The 16,182-nt window shown below is 58.7% G+C and carries 14 protein-coding genes; all 14 read left to right on the top strand.

The window, feature by feature from the left end; translation table 11 throughout:
• The first annotated feature begins 17 nt into the window (after window positions 1-17).
• Entirely contained in the window at window positions 18-752 is a 735-nt protein-coding gene (locus FG94_RS09060) for a hypothetical protein (protein ID WP_152570923.1), read from the top strand.
• 44 nt (window positions 753-796) lie between these two features.
• Entirely contained in the window at window positions 797-1,948 is a 1,152-nt protein-coding gene (locus FG94_RS09065) for a type IV secretion system protein (RefSeq protein WP_036210088.1), read from the top strand.
• Between the two features lie 16 nt (window positions 1,949-1,964).
• Complete coding sequence (locus tag FG94_RS25940) at window positions 1,965-2,843, top strand: OmpA family protein (protein ID WP_051996365.1); 879 nt, start codon at window positions 1,965-1,967, stop codon at window positions 2,841-2,843.
• 118 nt (window positions 2,844-2,961) lie between these two features.
• Window positions 2,962-3,675, top strand: a complete 714-nt coding sequence (locus FG94_RS09075; RefSeq protein WP_036210091.1) for a VirB8/TrbF family protein — start codon at window positions 2,962-2,964, stop codon at window positions 3,673-3,675.
• A complete protein-coding gene (locus FG94_RS09080; RefSeq protein WP_081925888.1) occupies window positions 3,672-4,478 on the top strand; it encodes a TrbG/VirB9 family P-type conjugative transfer protein in 807 nt (268 codons plus the stop codon). Before FG94_RS09075 ends, FG94_RS09080 begins: the two co-directional genes overlap by 4 nt.
• Window positions 4,479-4,482: 4 nt before the next feature.
• On the top strand, window positions 4,483-5,937 hold the full coding sequence (locus FG94_RS26570; protein ID WP_081925889.1) for a TrbI/VirB10 family protein: 1,455 nt from the start codon (window positions 4,483-4,485) through the stop codon (window positions 5,935-5,937).
• A 200-nt stretch (window positions 5,938-6,137) separates the two neighbouring features.
• A complete protein-coding gene (locus FG94_RS25950; RefSeq protein WP_152570924.1) occupies window positions 6,138-6,926 on the top strand; it encodes a TcpQ domain-containing protein in 789 nt (262 codons plus the stop codon).
• A gap of 4 nt (window positions 6,927-6,930) precedes the next feature.
• Window positions 6,931-8,721 carry a hypothetical protein gene (locus FG94_RS09095; protein WP_036210098.1) on the top strand — a complete coding sequence of 597 codons (1,791 nt, stop codon included), beginning with the start codon at window positions 6,931-6,933 and terminating at the stop codon, window positions 8,719-8,721.
• Between the two features lie 9 nt (window positions 8,722-8,730).
• Window positions 8,731-10,083 (top strand): type 4b pilus protein PilO2, encoded by a 1,353-nt coding sequence (locus FG94_RS09100; RefSeq protein ID WP_036210101.1) that lies wholly within the window; start codon window positions 8,731-8,733, stop codon window positions 10,081-10,083.
• 11 nt (window positions 10,084-10,094) lie between these two features.
• Window positions 10,095-10,526, top strand: coding sequence for a hypothetical protein (locus FG94_RS09105; protein ID WP_036210104.1), 432 nt, complete (start codon window positions 10,095-10,097; stop codon window positions 10,524-10,526).
• 54 nt (window positions 10,527-10,580) lie between these two features.
• Window positions 10,581-12,350 (top strand): GspE/PulE family protein, encoded by a 1,770-nt coding sequence (locus tag FG94_RS09110; RefSeq protein ID WP_081925891.1) that lies wholly within the window; start codon window positions 10,581-10,583, stop codon window positions 12,348-12,350.
• A 149-nt stretch (window positions 12,351-12,499) separates the two neighbouring features.
• Window positions 12,500-13,591, top strand: coding sequence for a hypothetical protein (locus tag FG94_RS09115; RefSeq protein WP_051996369.1), 1,092 nt, complete (start codon window positions 12,500-12,502; stop codon window positions 13,589-13,591).
• Between the two features lie 36 nt (window positions 13,592-13,627).
• Complete coding sequence (locus FG94_RS09120; RefSeq protein WP_051996370.1) at window positions 13,628-14,176, top strand: type 4 pilus major pilin; 549 nt, start codon at window positions 13,628-13,630, stop codon at window positions 14,174-14,176.
• A gap of 87 nt (window positions 14,177-14,263) precedes the next feature.
• Window positions 14,264-15,685, top strand: a complete 1,422-nt coding sequence (locus FG94_RS09125) for a hypothetical protein (protein ID WP_036210106.1) — start codon at window positions 14,264-14,266, stop codon at window positions 15,683-15,685.
• Window positions 15,686-16,182 lie beyond the last annotated feature (497 nt).

Here is a 16,182-nt window from a genome sequence, read left to right on the forward strand (position 1 = left end):
GCCAAAGGGAGAGCTTGATGAACATGAAAAAATATTGGAAGCACATCGTCCTCGGCGTAGCCGCCTGCACCATGAGCTTATCGGCCTCGGCGATTTTCGGTAGCGGCGTCGTCTGGGACCCGACCAACTGGATCCAGAATAACTCGCAGGCCATTGCCGGGGTCCAGACCGAGATCAATACAGCCAGGTCCTTGATCCAGCAAACCCAGACTGCGATCGCCATGGCGCAGTCAGTCAAAGGCATCGCTGACATGGACGGCCTCGCGCAAGTGCAAGAGGCATTGAAGCTGTACAAGGAATTGCAGTCGGTGGACAGCCGCCTCGAGAAAGACTTCCAACAGTCAGCGGAACTTACCGAGCGAGTAACGGCAAAGTACGGCGCTTCTGACATGTCATGGGAAGAGTATGTGAACTCTCGCAACCAGCTCGAGCGCCAGCAACGGGATTCGTCTGCCGCACGCTATCGCGCCATCAACGCATCGATCGAACAGACCTCGCGCCAACGGCAGGCGATCGTCAACAGGCTCGGCAGCGTGCAGGGCCAGACCGAAGCGATGCAAACGCTGGGTGCGGCTATCGACGTTCTGATCGGGCAAAACCAGCAAATTATTTCAATCCTGGCAGCCAACAACAAAGTCGCGGAAACGAGGCAGGACCTCGAGACGGCAAAATCAGTTAAAAGCGACAAGGAAGCTGCAAAAGTGGTCAACAGCTACCAGCAACGCATGCGCGACGCCGCCAACAAATACTGATCACTGCCGCACGCACCCAACAACTTACGCCTTGCGATAACAAGATGAATTTCCTCAAAACGATCGTCCTCGCTTTCCTCTTCGCGCTGATGACGATGCAAGGCGCGAGTGCGGCCGAGCCAGCCCCGGAACAACCAGTGGAGGCAGGCGGCTTCTTCGAAAAGATGGACGGAGCAGTTCGCGTGGTTGGGCAACGGGCGGGGCGGGATCTCAGCGAGACATTGTCGGCCTCCGGATACGCAATCGCTGCGACCATGACTCCGACCGCACTGAACATCGCTGGCGCCCTGGGTGTCGTCTACCTGCTTTACGAGGTGATGCAGTTCCTAAGTGGCCGGACGAAGTCGATGCTGCAGGTGCTGTTCGACGTCGGCATTCCATGTTTATTCGCGGCCGCGTTTATTTCGCAGTACGCCAGGTTGCTACCTATGTTCGAAGGCTTCCTCGACGTCTTCCGCAATCTGGCGGGCGGTCTCTCAGGCGGCTCAAGCGACCCGTTCACGGGCATCTTGAACGTGTACACCGCTGTCATCGGCAAGATCACCGATGCAGTACAAGCGGCGTTCACCGCCGCTCGGGGCGCGATGAACATTTCAGATGGCCCTACTAAGTTCATGGTGACGCTGGTCGACCTGCTGCTTACTGTGTTCTTCGCCCTTGCGATTCTGGTCCTGCTGCTCATTGGCGTTGCCGAGGTCCTTGGCCTGCTGCTGATTGGCCCGTTCCTTTTCGCCGTGGGCGTGGCATTTGGCCCAATCATGATCGCCGGGCTGGTTACGCCGTGGACACGCGACTATTTTACGAAATGGTTGCAATTTCTCGTCATTTCTGCGGGGCTTACCGGCGTAATTAACGTTATCTTCACTATCGCCAAGCAGCTAATGGATAAGGTAGCGGTTGCGAACGATACCGGCGAGGCAACAGCGGTTGGCCTGATGATCGTCGCGATTCTGATCCTCACAATTAACAGCATGATCAGCCAAGCGCCAAGCATCGCCAGCGCACTGTTCCCAGGTCATGTGGGGGTATCGAAGAGTACTGGCGGGGCAGTTGCTTCCGCAGGGAAGAAGGCCGCGACCGGCATGCAGAACGGCGCCAAAGGAGTGCGCGGCACCATGAACGGCGTGATCGGAGCTGGCCAGAAGAGTGTTCAGTTCGCAAAGTCGAGAATGGCAGGCAGCAAGTCAACACCATAAAGGAAAGTTCGAACACATGAAGTTGAAGAAATTGAAGCTCGCATTCGTGACCTGCAGCATCGCTGCCATGATGGCCGCGTGTTCCACGCCGGCGCCTACCGCGGTAATCGGTTTCAACTACGAGATCGACAATGCCAAAGCAAACGGCATTGTCCAGGTGTTCGATCTGAGTGGGAATACTGTTGTCCAAGTTCGGGGCTTGAACCCGAAGAAAACGCAGTTCCTCGACGCGAAGAACACCCCGATCGCGTTCAAGGTCGTTGGTGAAAACGTCGTCCTCTCTGGCATGTTTTCAAGCTTTACTGTATCGACTGCTACAGCAGCATCGCGTGTAGTCCGCAAACCCACTGCGCCGCTGTCGGAGCCGGTAGTGGCGGCAGCGCAGCCGACTACCGAACAGGTCAGCGCCGCGGCAAATACTGACGCTGCTATCGTGGCCGAGATCGCACGCATGCGAAAAGAACTATCGGAGCTTAAGGCCATTCTCGCGGCGGCCAGCGCAAGCGACGCAGCACCAAGTGCGCCTGCAGTTGCAGTTGCAGAAGTCGGAGCAGGGCAGGGCGCAACCGTAGAGCCCAGCATGGTGATCGTCTCGTTCGCAAACAACAGCCGGCAGTTCAATCCAGGCCAGGAGCAGCGCGAACGCCTGCTCGCGCTGTCGCAGAATGCCGAGCATATTTCGGTCAGGGGTTTCACGGACAGCGAATTCGCAACCCGGGGAAGCGTGGCCCTGGCGAAAGCACGCGCCGAAGCCGCGAAACGCTACCTCGTATCGATGGGCGTCTCGCCAACCAAGATCGTCGTCGGATTCGATGGCGCTGGCAAGTTCATTGCCGAAAACCGTTCGCCGGCGGGCCGAGCAGCCAACCGACGGGTCGAAATCGGCGGCAGCTGATCGACAGCAGGAATGTGCGCTACCCGCTGCGGCGGGGTTTTTTTTTGAGTGCGAATCGCGTCAATTTCTTCTAACTACTCACGGCTTGTCGGCTGGAAACATTAGAGAAAATGACGGGATGAAAAAGCCTACTCCCCCCACAAAGCAATCGTCTTCTGGCGCGCAGCCGCCTGACTTCGCACCTGGCCCGCTTTCGAAGGACACGACGCTGGAACACTTCGAGCGCGGGGCTCGACCATCGCTTGAACGCAATCGGTGGTTCCTGATTGCTCTCATCCTTGCGACCGGACATGTATTCAACGGCATCGGATGGAACTTCGCATTGCCGTTGAAAACCATCGAGACGTTCCAGGTGAACAGAGCCGAGGGCGGCCGCCTTGTCGCAGATGGCACTCCGGTCGGCGCCTGGGTTCCGGACAGCGAGTCGATTATGTACTTCCTGAACCAGTGGGCAACGAACGTGTTCGTGGTGGATCGAGCAAATATTGAGGGCACGCTGACCGCAGCCGGCGAGCGTGTAACTGGTGCGGCAAAGGCACAGCTCGGCGAAATGCGACGCAAGGACAACCCGCTCGTCGCCCTGCGCGACTATCCGCAGTACAGCCGCGGCTACGAGTTCATCACCTTGAACTTCGTTAAAGACGACGTTGCGCTGCTGCGCTTCCGCACCATCGAGCGTCTTTCTCCAGAGTCGAGGCCGAAGATCGTCACCTACGCGATGACGATTTCGTTCACGCGAGTGAAGCCGACGACACGCGCCGAAGTGATGAAGAACCCCGCTGGCCTGTTCGTTACCAACTTCAACCTCACCGAGGAATCCGTTTCACAATGAAGCTCAATATGATTGCCGCGTGCGTGGCGTTGATGATCCCTGCTGCTGCGCTGGCAGCGGCACCGAAGACGGTCACAGTGGACGTGGCGGCTCAAGCTATCCCCGCCCCGAAAGAAAATCGGATCGTTCGCTACACCTATTCGCCCGACGTAATCTTCCGTGTTCTATCGGTACCCAACCTTACCACTCACCTCGAGCTGGGAGAGGACGAGGGCGTGAAGGAGACTCCGGCCATCGGCGACCAGGCACAATGGATGGTCACAGGTGGCCCACGCCACCTGTTCATCAAGCCGCTGCGCTTCGACCTGGAGACCTCGCTCACGGTCGTCACCAACAAACGCACCTATCAGTTCCAGCTGATTTCCGGCAGGTCAGCTGGCTCGCAGGTCTTCCAAAAAGTTAGTTTTCTTTATCCCGACCGCGAGATGGAAGTAAAACTGCGTAAGGAAACGGAAACCGCCGTTGCCGAGGCCGAACAGAATCGACTGGCAGGTCAGGTCGTCGCCTCCAATGTCGATCCTGCCTCGCTGGACTTCAGCTTCAAGATCGAGGGCGAAGCCGCCTTCAAGCCGACCGCGGTGTATACGAACGGTAAGTTCACGTTCCTGGTAATGCCAAACAGCCAAGACAGCCCGGCCATCTTCCTGCTTGACGATGAAGACAACCCATCGCTCATCAATTACCAGGTCAAGTCCAACATGATTGTCGTCGAGCGCGTTGCAGCGAAGCTGCTGCTCAAACTCGGCAGTGCCGAAGTGAAGATCAGCAAGCGCGGCCCGGTCGAGCCCAAGCGGAGGCGTTAACGCAATGGCGAAAGATCCATTCTCGAGTCTCCCTGAAATCGACCCCGCCGACCAGGTTGAGCACGGCGCTGCGGTAGCGCCAGATCACGTTGACGTAGCTGCCGACGTTACCGCCGGCACACCGCCGCGCACGCTGCTCCAGGGCGCCCAGAAATGGGCAGTGCCGGTGATTGGCGTGGCCCTTGGCATCTGGCTTTTCCTACCTGACGACCAGTCGCCCACACGTCGGCCCGCCAGTGCGCCCGTGGAGGTCGATACCACTCGCCAGGCCGATGAAACGGCCGCAATGATGAAGGACATGCGCGAGCAAGCCGCGAAGAAACCGCCTATCGTAGTTCCGGTAATGCCGGGATCCCAACCGGTCGCTGCAGCTGGTCAAGCAACCGCAGGTACCCCAGTTGCTCCGCAATCGAGTGCAGGCGCTGGAGCGACTGCGACGGGCGGCTACACGCCCCCATCCGCACGGCCTCCACTTCCTCCCGGCTACGGCGGCGTCGCAGGAGCGCCCACGCCAATGCCAGTTGGGGAGGTCGACGAAAAGGCGGCAGAACGTGCGGCCCAAGCCTATGCGGCAGCGGTCGCGCGGCAAGAGGAAATCCGTGCGTCCGCGATCGAGGTTACGAAAGTTAAGCTGCTTGGCCAATCAAGTAGCGGCACCGCTGCACAACCGGGCGCACTGGCAAACCTGCAATCCGATTTGGCCGAGGCCGAGAGGGCAGCAGCAGTCCGCTCGCAAGAAGCAATGCAGGAACGCCTCCTGGCAGCGATAAACCCGAAAGAGCCGGTCAGAAGCAAAGGCGCGAACGACGAATTCCTCGCGACCAATGCTGCCGCGGCAGCGAATGCACCGCAGCTCATCCGCCAGATGGCACCGCAAGCACCGGTGGTCGTGAACGAAGGCCATGTGATCCGCGCCGTACTCATGACCCGAATCAACAGCGACCTCCCGGGGCGCATCTTGGCCCGTGTGACGGCCGACGTGTACGACAGCCAGCAACGCCACATCGTCATCCCAAAAGGAAGCCAGCTGATCGGCACGTACAGCAGCCAGATCGTCGTGGGGCAGGAGCGCCTGCTGATGGCGATGAACCGGTTGATCCTTCCGAACGGCAGCTGGATATCGCTTTCCGGCGCTGGCGCATCCGACATGGCCGGCACCTCCGGCGTACGCGCGGACGTGAACAACCATTTCTGGAAAATGTTCGGCAGCAGCCTGGTGCTGGGCGCGTCGACGCTTCTGCTCCCTCGGGAAGATACCACTGTCACCACACTGCAAAGCGCCGCTGGAAACGCCACCCCTGGAACTGCAGGATCAGTCTTCGCAACGGCCCTTAACGACGTGCTGAAGACCCTGCTGGAGCGCAACAGACAGATCTCCCCGACGCTCGGCGTGCAAGAAGGCGAAGAGTTCATTTTCATGGTCGCTCATGACATGGCCATGGTGCCATACCGCCCCTAACCTGATGGACACGGCGTCCATCGGGAAATATGTGCAAGCCATTGATCCGTATAGGAATTCGCAAAACGCAGTGCAAAACGCGAACCCTGTTTTTGCAGTCTGCGCTCTGCGTGCGCAAATCCTGAGATAAATCGCCGACTAATTGACGCTTGGCAACAACTGTCGTGACTGACAATTAGCCGTACAACCCAATGCCCAAAATGAAACCAACTCTTCTCTTCGCCTTCGTCGCGCTCGCAATGACTTCGTGGTCTTCCGCTGCTGCGGCCACACCCGATCGCAGCTATTACGTGACAGAGCTGGCGCCCCAGCAAAAGTTCGACGTGTATAACGACGGCCGAAACACGTATCTCGAGTCGATTCCCGGCCTGGTCGTTACCGGCGCTACTGCAGATGGGGAACGATACATCGTGAACGGGGTGCCGCAGCAGATCCGTGGCTTCATGAACGGCAAGCCGATCACGGTCGTACGCGGCACGCCGCCGGTGCCGAAACCGGTTGCGCCCGATCCGGCTGTGGTGAACGCTCAGATCAAGCAGCTGACCGACAAGCTCGACGCGCTCACTGCCAAGATGCCAGCTAAGCCAGCGCTAGCCGCCGGGGCGGCGGCGGATACTAGCGCCACGGCAGTCCTGGCACAAAACGGCGCGGCCCCCGCCGCGCTTGCTGCCGGGGCCGCTGCAACCGCGTTAGCGCCCCGTCGTGCGACCATCGCCGACGTGTACACCTATCGAATCTCCCCACATGACGAAAATTTCCGTCTGCTGGTCGATCGCTGGGCAAAGGCGGTGGGCTGGAAGGCAATCTGGGACGTGGACAAGGACATCCTAATTGGTACTCAGGGTGAGAAGGCCGGCGACTGGAAAACGGCAATCCGCTGGGCCTTGAGTTCGACCAAGTTCAGCGACACGCCGGTCAAGCCATGTTTCTACAACAACTCCGTGATTCGCGTCGTGCGCGAGACGGTCAAGTGCAATCCAAACGATTAATTCCATGAACAAGCATTCCTTTCGCCTGACTGTCATCGCTTCGGCACTTCTGACCACCGGCTGCGTCTCCACGCAGCTGACCGCCGAAACGCGCGGCAACATCGCCGCATCCAGGACCGCGGTAGAGCAAAACTTCGAGAAGGCAGTGCCGCCTTCGGTGTCGAAGCAGGCCTACGAAAAATCGCAGGAGGTGGACGCTCCATGGATTGCTGGCAAATCCGTGCCGCTGGCCCGCTCGGTGACGTTGCCGCCTGCTCTGCAAAAAGACGTGCAGACCTCGATGGTGTTCAAGAACAAATGGGTATCGCTGAGCGCCGCTGCTGAGCGGATCATGCTTGCGACGAACATGGTTGTCACAATCGCTCCGGACGTCTACCTCGATAGCGCTGCGCTGCAGCGCAAGGCGCTGAAGGAGGGGGGTACTGCTAGTGCACAGGCAGCGCAGCCAGCCTTCGCGGCCATGCCAGTTGGAATTCCTGTCGCGACCACGCCGATGCCCTTGCCGCTGCCTGGCTCGTACGGCACCGGCAATGGCGCCACAACGCCGCTCACCCCAGTATCGTCGGGCAGCGCCGGCAACGATCAGCGCGGTCCCGAATCGGCCAACGGCTTCGACATGCCGAGTATGAACGCGCCACTGGCCCAGATCCTCGACATTATCGCCACGAAACTGTCGATCAAGTGGAAGTACGACGAGGCGACGAACAGTATCCGCTTCTTCCGTCTGGTGACGAAGACCTGGGAAACGCCATTCCGCGCATCGAAGTCGAGCTACAAGTCCACGCTCGAGGGCGAGACTTCACAGTCGAGTAACGCGAATGCACTGACGAACAACTCGCAGGACAAGCCGCCTGTCGAAGACGAACTGCGCGACATGGTCGAACTGAATGCGATGAAGGACAACGTAGACAGCATCATGACGAAATCCGGTTCGATCTTTGCCAACCCTGCCACTGGCACGATTACGTTGACCGATACCACCGACGTGGTGGAAGCGGCCGACGCTATCATCGCCAACGGCGTACGCTCGCTCTCGCGCATGGTGCGCCTGCGCCTGCAAACGATCAAAGTAACTTCGAAGGACAGCGGCGAAGCCGGGTTCGACGTTTCCGCTGCGGTGAGCCGTGCGCTCAGGAATGTGCCTGATTTCAGCGTTTCGCTCGGCTCGGCCGCGAACCTAGCTTCGACAAACGCAGGCAGCCTGGGTCTGCAGGTCTTCTCGGGCTCTGCCGCTGGATCGAGCGCAATGCTGAAAGCTCTCGCGGAAATCGGTGACGTCGAGACGTCGACCGAGATCCCAATCGCAACCCGTAACCGCCGCAGCGTCTATTACAACGTCCGTAATACCTTCTCCTACGTCGCGTCCACGACGCCTGCCGCTGCCACGACCGGCGGCACGGGCGGCACACCTGGTATTACAACCGCACAGGACTCGGTCGGCTTGAAACTGTTCATGCACCCCGAAGTGACGGGAAAAGACACCGTCATGCTGAACATGTCGCTGGACCAAAGCACGCTGAAAAGCCTTGAAACGTTCTCGTCGGGCACCGGGGCGAGCATGCAGTCGGTGCAGCTGCCGAACGTCGACGGCGAGGGTAGCTCGCAATACGTCCCGATCCGTAATGGCCAGACTGTGGTGTTGACCGGGTTCGATACGAAATCGAACCAGTATGACAAGCGCACCCTGGGCAACAAGATCCCATTGCTCGCCGGCGGCTCGCTGCGCGCAAGTGAGACCCGCTCGACTACGATCGTGCTGGTGACGGCCGAGATCGTCGACGGAGTTACGGATTAAGAGAGCGCCATGATTACTGAACATAACGGCAAGAGGATTGCCTTTGGATTGAATTGGAAGTCGCGCTTGTCCGAAGGCGACGTCCATGGCGATGCCCGCTCAGTCAAGTCGAAGTATTTCTGGTACGCGGACAAGGCCGTGTATTTCGGCACACTGCCGGAAGTCGAGACCACGAAGAAGCAGAGGGCGTCTCTCAAATCCTCTTTCGCCAGCTTACTCAAGAAAAAGCAAAGGTCGCCACTCTACGCTGGCGCCGTCGCATTGCTGCACCGTTACCCAGATGTTCCTAACCTGGTCATGGTGCTGGAAGTTCCGAAGGACGATCCAGCTTACCAGGACGGCGGCTACATCGTCTGCGGCATCCACCAGTCGCGTCCTCGCAGCGGGTACGACAAGATCCTGAAGACCGAGGTCGAAGTCTCGGAAGCGCTCAAGGCGTTCAAGCAGTTGTGTGGCAGTCCGGGGTTTGAGCTTTTCGGCGACGTCAAGATCAGCGGTATTACGGCGGCGTCATGGGACGACGTGCACAAGGGCGCCGACCAATCCGCCCTGATGCGCAAAACCAAGAGTGCGATGGTCAACCCGCTCGTGTTCGGCATGGCGGCCGCCATTGTCCTCAGCACCTTCGGTTTCGCTTACAGCAAATACAGTGCATACAAGAGAGCCGAGGCGCAACGCATTGCGATGGCGGCACAAAAGAACTCGCAGCAACTGTATGACGAAGAATTAATGGCCCGCCGCCTAGACGGAACTGTACTCGCGCAGAACGTGAACGCTGTGTTAGCGCCTTTAGGGAAAATGACCTACTCCCTCGGCGGATGGCCACTCAAAAAAGCAACTTGCAATCTGCCACCTGATAAGCAGATGGCGTGCACGTTCGACTACGTGCGTCCGGAGAAAAGCAAAGCGACGTACGAAACGTTCCTCGCCGCTGCCAAACAGCAGTTCGACAACGTCGAGTTCGCCGGCAGAACCATCAAGGCCTCGAAGGCGTTCAAGAACGTGGCGTTTACAGAGCAGGGTAAGGCAATCGATGCGGGCAAGAGCCAGCGGGAAGAGGTGGTCGAATTCGGCTCGGCGCTCCAGCGCCTTGAGCGATTCGGGAAGCCTAAACAGGACGAGTTCCAGCCTTTTGCCATGCCGCCTGGTGCGAGTACAGCCGAACTCACATCGCCACCGATTCTAACTGCGGCTTGGGAGTTCACAACACCGCTTCGAAACATGAAAGAGCTGGCTTCCTTCCCCGGCTACGCGACTGTTTCGCAGTTGGCCGTCGCCTACTCAGACAGTCCCGCGTACGAACTGGATTCGTCAATGGCCATGGTGACCGTGACCGGAAAAATCTTCTCCAAACCTAACTGACCTGATTATCGATGAATCGAATCTTCACTATCATCCCGCTCCTCGTTTTCGCATCGACTGCATTCGCACAAGAGTCGATCAAGGTCGGCGACCTGGTCGACCTGGAGGAGCGCGTCCTTTACAAAAAAATGGCCGACGAGCTGAGTAAGCCGAATCCAAATGCTCCGCCGCCACCGCCGCCTGCCATTGTCATGCCGAAGCCTCCGAAGATCATCCATCGGACCGAAACCCTGGCCGTGTACGGCACTAGCGCCACGTTCTATGAAGGGCAGCTATCCATGGGCGGCAAGGTCTACACCGTCCGTAATGGGACGCCAGTCCAGGACTACGTCGTGACCGCGGTCTCACCACACGGCATCACCATGGTCAAGAACGCTCGCGGCAACGGCCGCGGCCGTACCGGCTCGGCCCACACGCTGTTCGCACCACTGCCGGCGCAGTAACAACATGTGGGCCCGAGATGGCCCTGACTCAAATAAAAAAAAGGTAAAGCATCCATGAACTTCGATTGGCACCACGATCCTGCGCCGGGCACTACGCCAATGCCGGCACCATCCCCCTTGGCATCGGTTACCCCGATCGGAAGCCGCGTTGGGGAGCCTGCCGTGGTTGAGCACGCAGAGGATCTTCCAGCATTCTCGCGCAAGCTCTACGACATTATCGGAATGCAGCCATCGCTGAAACATCGCCTCTGCCCAATCGATGTGAGCACGGATGCGGCGCCCCAAACCTTCGCCTTGGTTCTCCTGCATGACGAGCTCAACACCGAGCTGACGGAGGACCTCGTGAAGCAGCTCGGCTTCAAGGGCTGGACGCTGGCTCCAGATGGCTACTACATCGCGCCCCAGACTGTCATGGTCGACCTGGCGCGGGACGGTATCAACGAGAACCGGAAAGAAGGGAAGGGCGGCGCCGGCGCAAGGAAGCACGACAGCGCCCTCTGGACTATGTTCGAAAGTGCTGCCAAGTTCGCACTCGAGAACGATGCATCGGACATTCACGTCGAGATCGACCGCACTATGGTGGACTCGCAGATCAAGTTCCGAGTTGACGGCCGCCTGACGAAACCGCGCGAGTTCCAGATCGAGACCTTCAAGCTGCTCGATATGGTCGCGTACCTGTACAACGTACACAGCAACTCCGGAAGTGAGAACACGTTCAACGAGAACCAGCCACAGCAATGCCAGATCGCGGCGAAGATAAATGGCCAGAAGCTGCTGTTCCGCTGGGCCTCCAACAAGAACGCCACTGGTACCAAAGTCGTCATGCGCGTTATCAAGCAGGACAGCGCAGAGACCATCAGACCGCTCCCGACACTCGGGTACCTGCCACCCCAGATCGCGATCTGGAATCGTGCGATTTCCCGTCGCGGCGGCGGCGTCCTCGTCGCTGGTGTCGTTGGCTCCGGCAAGTCCACGACGCTTCAAACGGTCATGTCAATGTTGCCGGACTGGATGGCCAAGTACACGGCGGAAGACCCGGTTGAAAACCTGATCCCGGGTGCATGCCAATTCTCTGTTTCTCGTTCGCTCACCGCCGACGACGAAGATCCATTCCTGGCCATCAAGCGTCAGACCAAACGAATGGATCCAGATGTCGTCATGATCGGTGAATTGCGCGATAAGGAAAGCTCCAGCCTGTTCCGCGACATCGCAGAATCCGGCCATCGTGCGTTCTCCACCGTTCACGCGCCTTCGGCGATCGACATGATCACACTGCGCCTGGTATCGAGCGAAATGGGTATCCCGCGCGACGTTATCGCCACTCCGAATTTCCTCAACCTGCTCGTCTATCAGGCGCTCGTCCCCAAGCTTTGCCCATGCTGCAAACGGGACGTAACTGATGTTTACGACGATGCGTATCTGGCGCGGATTGAACGATTGTTTGAGATCAATCGCTCTCGCATGAAAGCCCAGAACAACGACGGTTGCGACCAGTGCCGCCGCAAGGGCCTGCCCGAGCTGAACGGCTCCAAAGGCAGGATCGTGGTTGCAGAGATGATTGAGCCAACGCCGAAAATGCTGCTGCTGTTCCGTGACTGCAAAAACTTGGAACTCAAGAGCCATATCCGCAGTCTGCGAACGGCCAAGTTCGATGAACAAGACTCGACCGGAAAGAGCGTAATGGAAGTGGCGATGTACCACGTTGCGCAAGGCATCATCGATCCGCGCGAAGTCGAGACAATGTTCGGTTCGTTTGAGCAGTACGAAGCCGAGCGCAAGGAAGAAGCCGCCAATGAGGCCCGCGAGATCCTAGACCGTCGATAGAAGGGCAGAGAGCTCACGGTGAACGGTTGATTTGCAATCGTACCGTTTTCGCCAGTGCTTTCCAGCAATACGCCGATGAGCTCCGCCTTATAGTACAGCCAACACCGAGCCTCATCTTCGAGGCGGGCACGAACCCAACAAACCAATCAATGAAATCGTCTGTCAACTGGAAGCTAAAAAACGCTGCCTTCGACTTCAAGTCGAAGCGTGGCAATTTTTACCTTGACCTCGCCAGCGTTATGGAAGCGAGCCCAGGCGAGTCCGTCACCAAGCTTTTAGCGAAGTATGCCGAGCGCTACAAGAAACAGTCGATCGGCATTCTCTGCCGTCACTGGCTCGACCGCTTTCAAGAGGTTGGCACGTTCTCGGAGTCGCTCCGCGGCACCATCCCAACTGAAGACCTTGCCACATTGTCGGCGTCCGAGGCGGCCGGTGATCTTCGGGTCGGTCTGGAGAAGCTTGGTCAGAACATCATCGCGATGGATGCCTGTAAGGGCGAAATCATCAAAGCAATGGTGGGGGCGCTAATGCTCATCCTAGTCCTACACGTGTTCATCGGCATTCAGGCCTTTATGGTCATGCCCAAGCTCGAGGCCGCAATGATCGGCAAGGTGGACATGGCACAGATGGGGAAAACCGCATTCCTATTTGGCAGCGCGCAGTTTATTCGCAGCTGGTGGTGGGCTTACGCAGTCGGCGTTGTCGGCCTTACTGCGCTCGTCGTGTGGGCACTCAAGAACTACACCGGACGGTATCGCCCATGGCTCGACAACAACATCCTGCCATTCCAGATGGCCCGGGACTTCAACGCGGCGGGCTTTTTCAGCACGGTCGGCTCGATCACTGCCTCACGTAGCGGCCACGTCGTCCAGCTGCACGATGCACTGATGCAAATGCGGCAGAACGCTTATCCGTGGCTGCGCTGGCAGACGAAGCTCATCCTCGACAATTTAGCGGCTCACCCCAACAGCAAGGGGGAAATCTTCGACACAGGGATCGCCAACCGCAAAACGTACTACCGAATTCTCGACATCGCGGACTACTCAGAGGTCCCGGTAATGCTTCAAAAGATCAGCGGGATCATTCTGACGACCGCTCCAGCGGAAATCAAAGCCCGGGCAACCCTGTTGCGAGTGGTGCTAATGGCGGCCTGTCTAATCACGATGCTGGGAATCTATGGGGGTACGTTTGCCCTAATTGAAGCGTTCAAAGCAGCCGCGCAAATGAAAGCGCTTACCTAAATTTAATTTCAACCTGTCCTAAACCTGGAGATAGAAATGCAACTCGTAGCACGCAAACCACGCCTGCCAAGCAAAAAATACCAAGCCGGCGTCGGCATGGTTGAAATCGGCCTCGGCCTCGTCATTGGCGCAATCGTCATCGTCAACGTCGTGAACTACTTCTCGACGAATAGCACCGCAGCCCAAGCACAGCAGATGGGCAGCGACCTGAGCATGCTGATGGGTAAGGTCAAGTCCGCTTACGGCGGCCAGTACAACCAGGTCAACAACGCGCGCCTCAACACTGGTGGTTTCTTCGCCAAGCTCCCATCGTTCAACAACAACGCGGGCGTCGTTACCACTAGCCTGGGTGGTGGCCTCCTGACCGTGGCTTCGGGCAACGTCACCGTAGCCGGGGATAGCGTACGCTACACCCTCACGCAGGTGCCGGACGATGCATGCCTTCCACTCGTCACCGCGCTGGCCAAGACCGCAACGACCATGCAGGTCGGCGCAAACAACGTCAAAACTGCCGGCAATCGCCCGGACCCGTCGCTCGTCACCTGCGCGGGCGACAACACGCAGATCGTCATCCAGGTGCAGTAACCGCAGTGGCTGGGCGCCCTAGGGCGCCCCGGCCGATTCCCCTTGCGATGACTTACCGTTCTTCGCCATTACCTGAGACTTTCCCCGATGTCGCGCATAGCCCATGCTTCCCGATTCCGCCGCCAGCTTCGCCGCAAGAACGAAGGCGGCTATCTGCTATTGGAACTCGCGCTTGTCCTGGCCGTTTCCACGATCCTGCTCACCGGGCAGATCAGTCAGATCATTAATGCCGTCGACGAGGGTAATGCGATTTCGACGGCAAAGTACCTTCAGGTGCTTCAGGGCGGCGTCAACAAATACCATCAAGATAACGACGTCGCGCTCAAAACTGTGGGCGCCACTATTACCGGTTTCGCCAATCCTTTGCAGCCGACCGTCGCCGAACTCCTCGCGCGTGGCTATCTGGAAGCAGGATTCCCAGCACGAAGCCCGCTTGGCCTTGCCTTTCAAAGTAGGCTTACTCGATCCGGCACCTGCCCGAGCGGCCCGGACTGCCGCGTGTCCGGTTTTGCCACGTCGACCGCTCCGTATCGAGATGGGGAAGGGCGCCTGCGGCTCGACCTCTTGACCTCGGCAGTGACCTACATCGGCCTCGACGCTGGAATGTCGCTCCCTGAGTCGCCGGCACTGCTGACCACAGTCGGCGGCGCGACGGTAGCAAATCCTGCCGGCGCCGTCGCTGGCACGCTAGCGATTCGCATCGGTCACGGCTCAGGATTACTGCCGCTGCTGACGCAGTATTACAAGCTCGACGGCTCCCGGCCACTCGCTGGGGCGATGAACGCGAACAGCAACGATATCAACGCCGTACGCAACCTGCAGGTTACCAACACAACCACAACCGCAACGGCCAATATTACGGGCGACACGATCATGAGTGGTGTTGGCGGGACGCCTGGGGCCCCGTGCAATACGCCCATGGCCGTGCGTAGGAATGCAAACGCGACAGGCCTCGTTATCTGCTCAGGCGGCGCGTATCACTTAATCGGTAACGTTATCGCCGGCATCGCTGATGGCGCACCATGCGCCGTGGCTGGCCAGTTGGGAAGCAACGCCACCGGTTCAGGATTCGTGTGCAACGGATCTTATTGGACAAGCGTGAACACGACGGCCTCTGCCGGCGACACCTGCGCGCCAGCCGGGCGCATGGCGACCGCCGTGAGCAATCGCGAGCAGCTCGTGTGCTCGAATGGCCGCTACGTCCGCTTGGCCAACATGTTGTCCCGCCAGGTCGAGATGTCTCGTGTTCTCGTAACGGACGGTTCGACCGTGGCCAAGCCAGCCTGTGAAACGGGCGGTACCGGATCGTACTCCTTCCACCTTACCCAAACCGTTGTCGATGTTTCGGTCACGCCACCACGCCAGGCCATGTATATCGCAGCTACCGATAATGCCCCCGGGTCGAATACCTGGAGCGTACGAATCAAGGTCAAGGACAACACCGGTGCAGAGGTCACGGCGAACAACTACTCAATCTCGGCTGTTATGAAATTGGAATGCGCGTACTAACACGCAAGGATTGAACGAGTCCTCCGACACCCTTCCGTCGTATATTGAACTGAAGCAACTCCGACCCGCGCGTGCGGGTCGGCTTTTATCTAATCCTCACTTTGAAAAAAGGGGAAATGTCCTTGAAGATTGTCGCAAAATTCATGGCCTTGCTCGCATTCTGCGTAAGCGGGACCACTCTCGCGCAGACAGCGCCAGCGATCTGCACGCCATATAGCATCCCAATCCAGTCAACTGTGACGGAATGCGGCCCTGGAATGGTCGGGTCGAAGTACAAAACGTCGACGAAGACATGCCCTGATGGCAAGGTTGTCGAGTCGCTGGAGTTCGACACCAGCAACTGCATGACGGTGTCGACTGGCACCAATGGCGTCATGACAGCCGAGGCACGTTGCCGGCTGACGCCTGGCGCGTGCGCCAACGCACCGATCGCGGCGAACTGTCCCGCCGGCCGGAAGTGGTCGCTGATGGGCTCGGGTGTCGCGCACTGTGTCGAT

This window comes from Massilia sp. LC238 (genome assembly GCF_000735635.1).
Classification (GTDB): domain Bacteria; phylum Pseudomonadota; class Gammaproteobacteria; order Burkholderiales; family Burkholderiaceae_D; genus Telluria; species Telluria varians.

Bases quoted from the DNA above. Each gene is read 5' to 3' on its own strand.
- FG94_RS09060 (WP_152570923.1), top strand. From the start codon at position 18: ATGAACATGAAAAAATATTGGAAGCACATCGTCCTCGGCGTAGCCGCC.
- FG94_RS09065 (WP_036210088.1), top strand. From the start codon at position 797: ATGAATTTCCTCAAAACGATCGTCCTCGCTTTCCTCTTCGCGCTGATG.
- FG94_RS25940 (WP_051996365.1), top strand. From the start codon at position 1,965: ATGAAGTTGAAGAAATTGAAGCTCGCATTCGTGACCTGCAGCATCGCT.
- FG94_RS09075 (WP_036210091.1), top strand. From the start codon at position 2,962: ATGAAAAAGCCTACTCCCCCCACAAAGCAATCGTCTTCTGGCGCGCAG.
- FG94_RS09080 (WP_081925888.1), top strand. From the start codon at position 3,672: ATGAAGCTCAATATGATTGCCGCGTGCGTGGCGTTGATGATCCCTGCT.
- FG94_RS26570 (WP_081925889.1), top strand. From the start codon at position 4,483: ATGGCGAAAGATCCATTCTCGAGTCTCCCTGAAATCGACCCCGCCGAC.
- FG94_RS25950 (WP_152570924.1), top strand. From the start codon at position 6,138: ATGAAACCAACTCTTCTCTTCGCCTTCGTCGCGCTCGCAATGACTTCG.
- FG94_RS09095 (WP_036210098.1), top strand. From the start codon at position 6,931: ATGAACAAGCATTCCTTTCGCCTGACTGTCATCGCTTCGGCACTTCTG.
- FG94_RS09100 (WP_036210101.1), top strand. From the start codon at position 8,731: ATGATTACTGAACATAACGGCAAGAGGATTGCCTTTGGATTGAATTGG.
- FG94_RS09105 (WP_036210104.1), top strand. From the start codon at position 10,095: ATGAATCGAATCTTCACTATCATCCCGCTCCTCGTTTTCGCATCGACT.
- FG94_RS09110 (WP_081925891.1), top strand. From the start codon at position 10,581: ATGAACTTCGATTGGCACCACGATCCTGCGCCGGGCACTACGCCAATG.
- FG94_RS09115 (WP_051996369.1), top strand. From the start codon at position 12,500: ATGAAATCGTCTGTCAACTGGAAGCTAAAAAACGCTGCCTTCGACTTC.
- FG94_RS09120 (WP_051996370.1), top strand. From the start codon at position 13,628: ATGCAACTCGTAGCACGCAAACCACGCCTGCCAAGCAAAAAATACCAA.
- FG94_RS09125 (WP_036210106.1), top strand. From the start codon at position 14,264: ATGTCGCGCATAGCCCATGCTTCCCGATTCCGCCGCCAGCTTCGCCGC.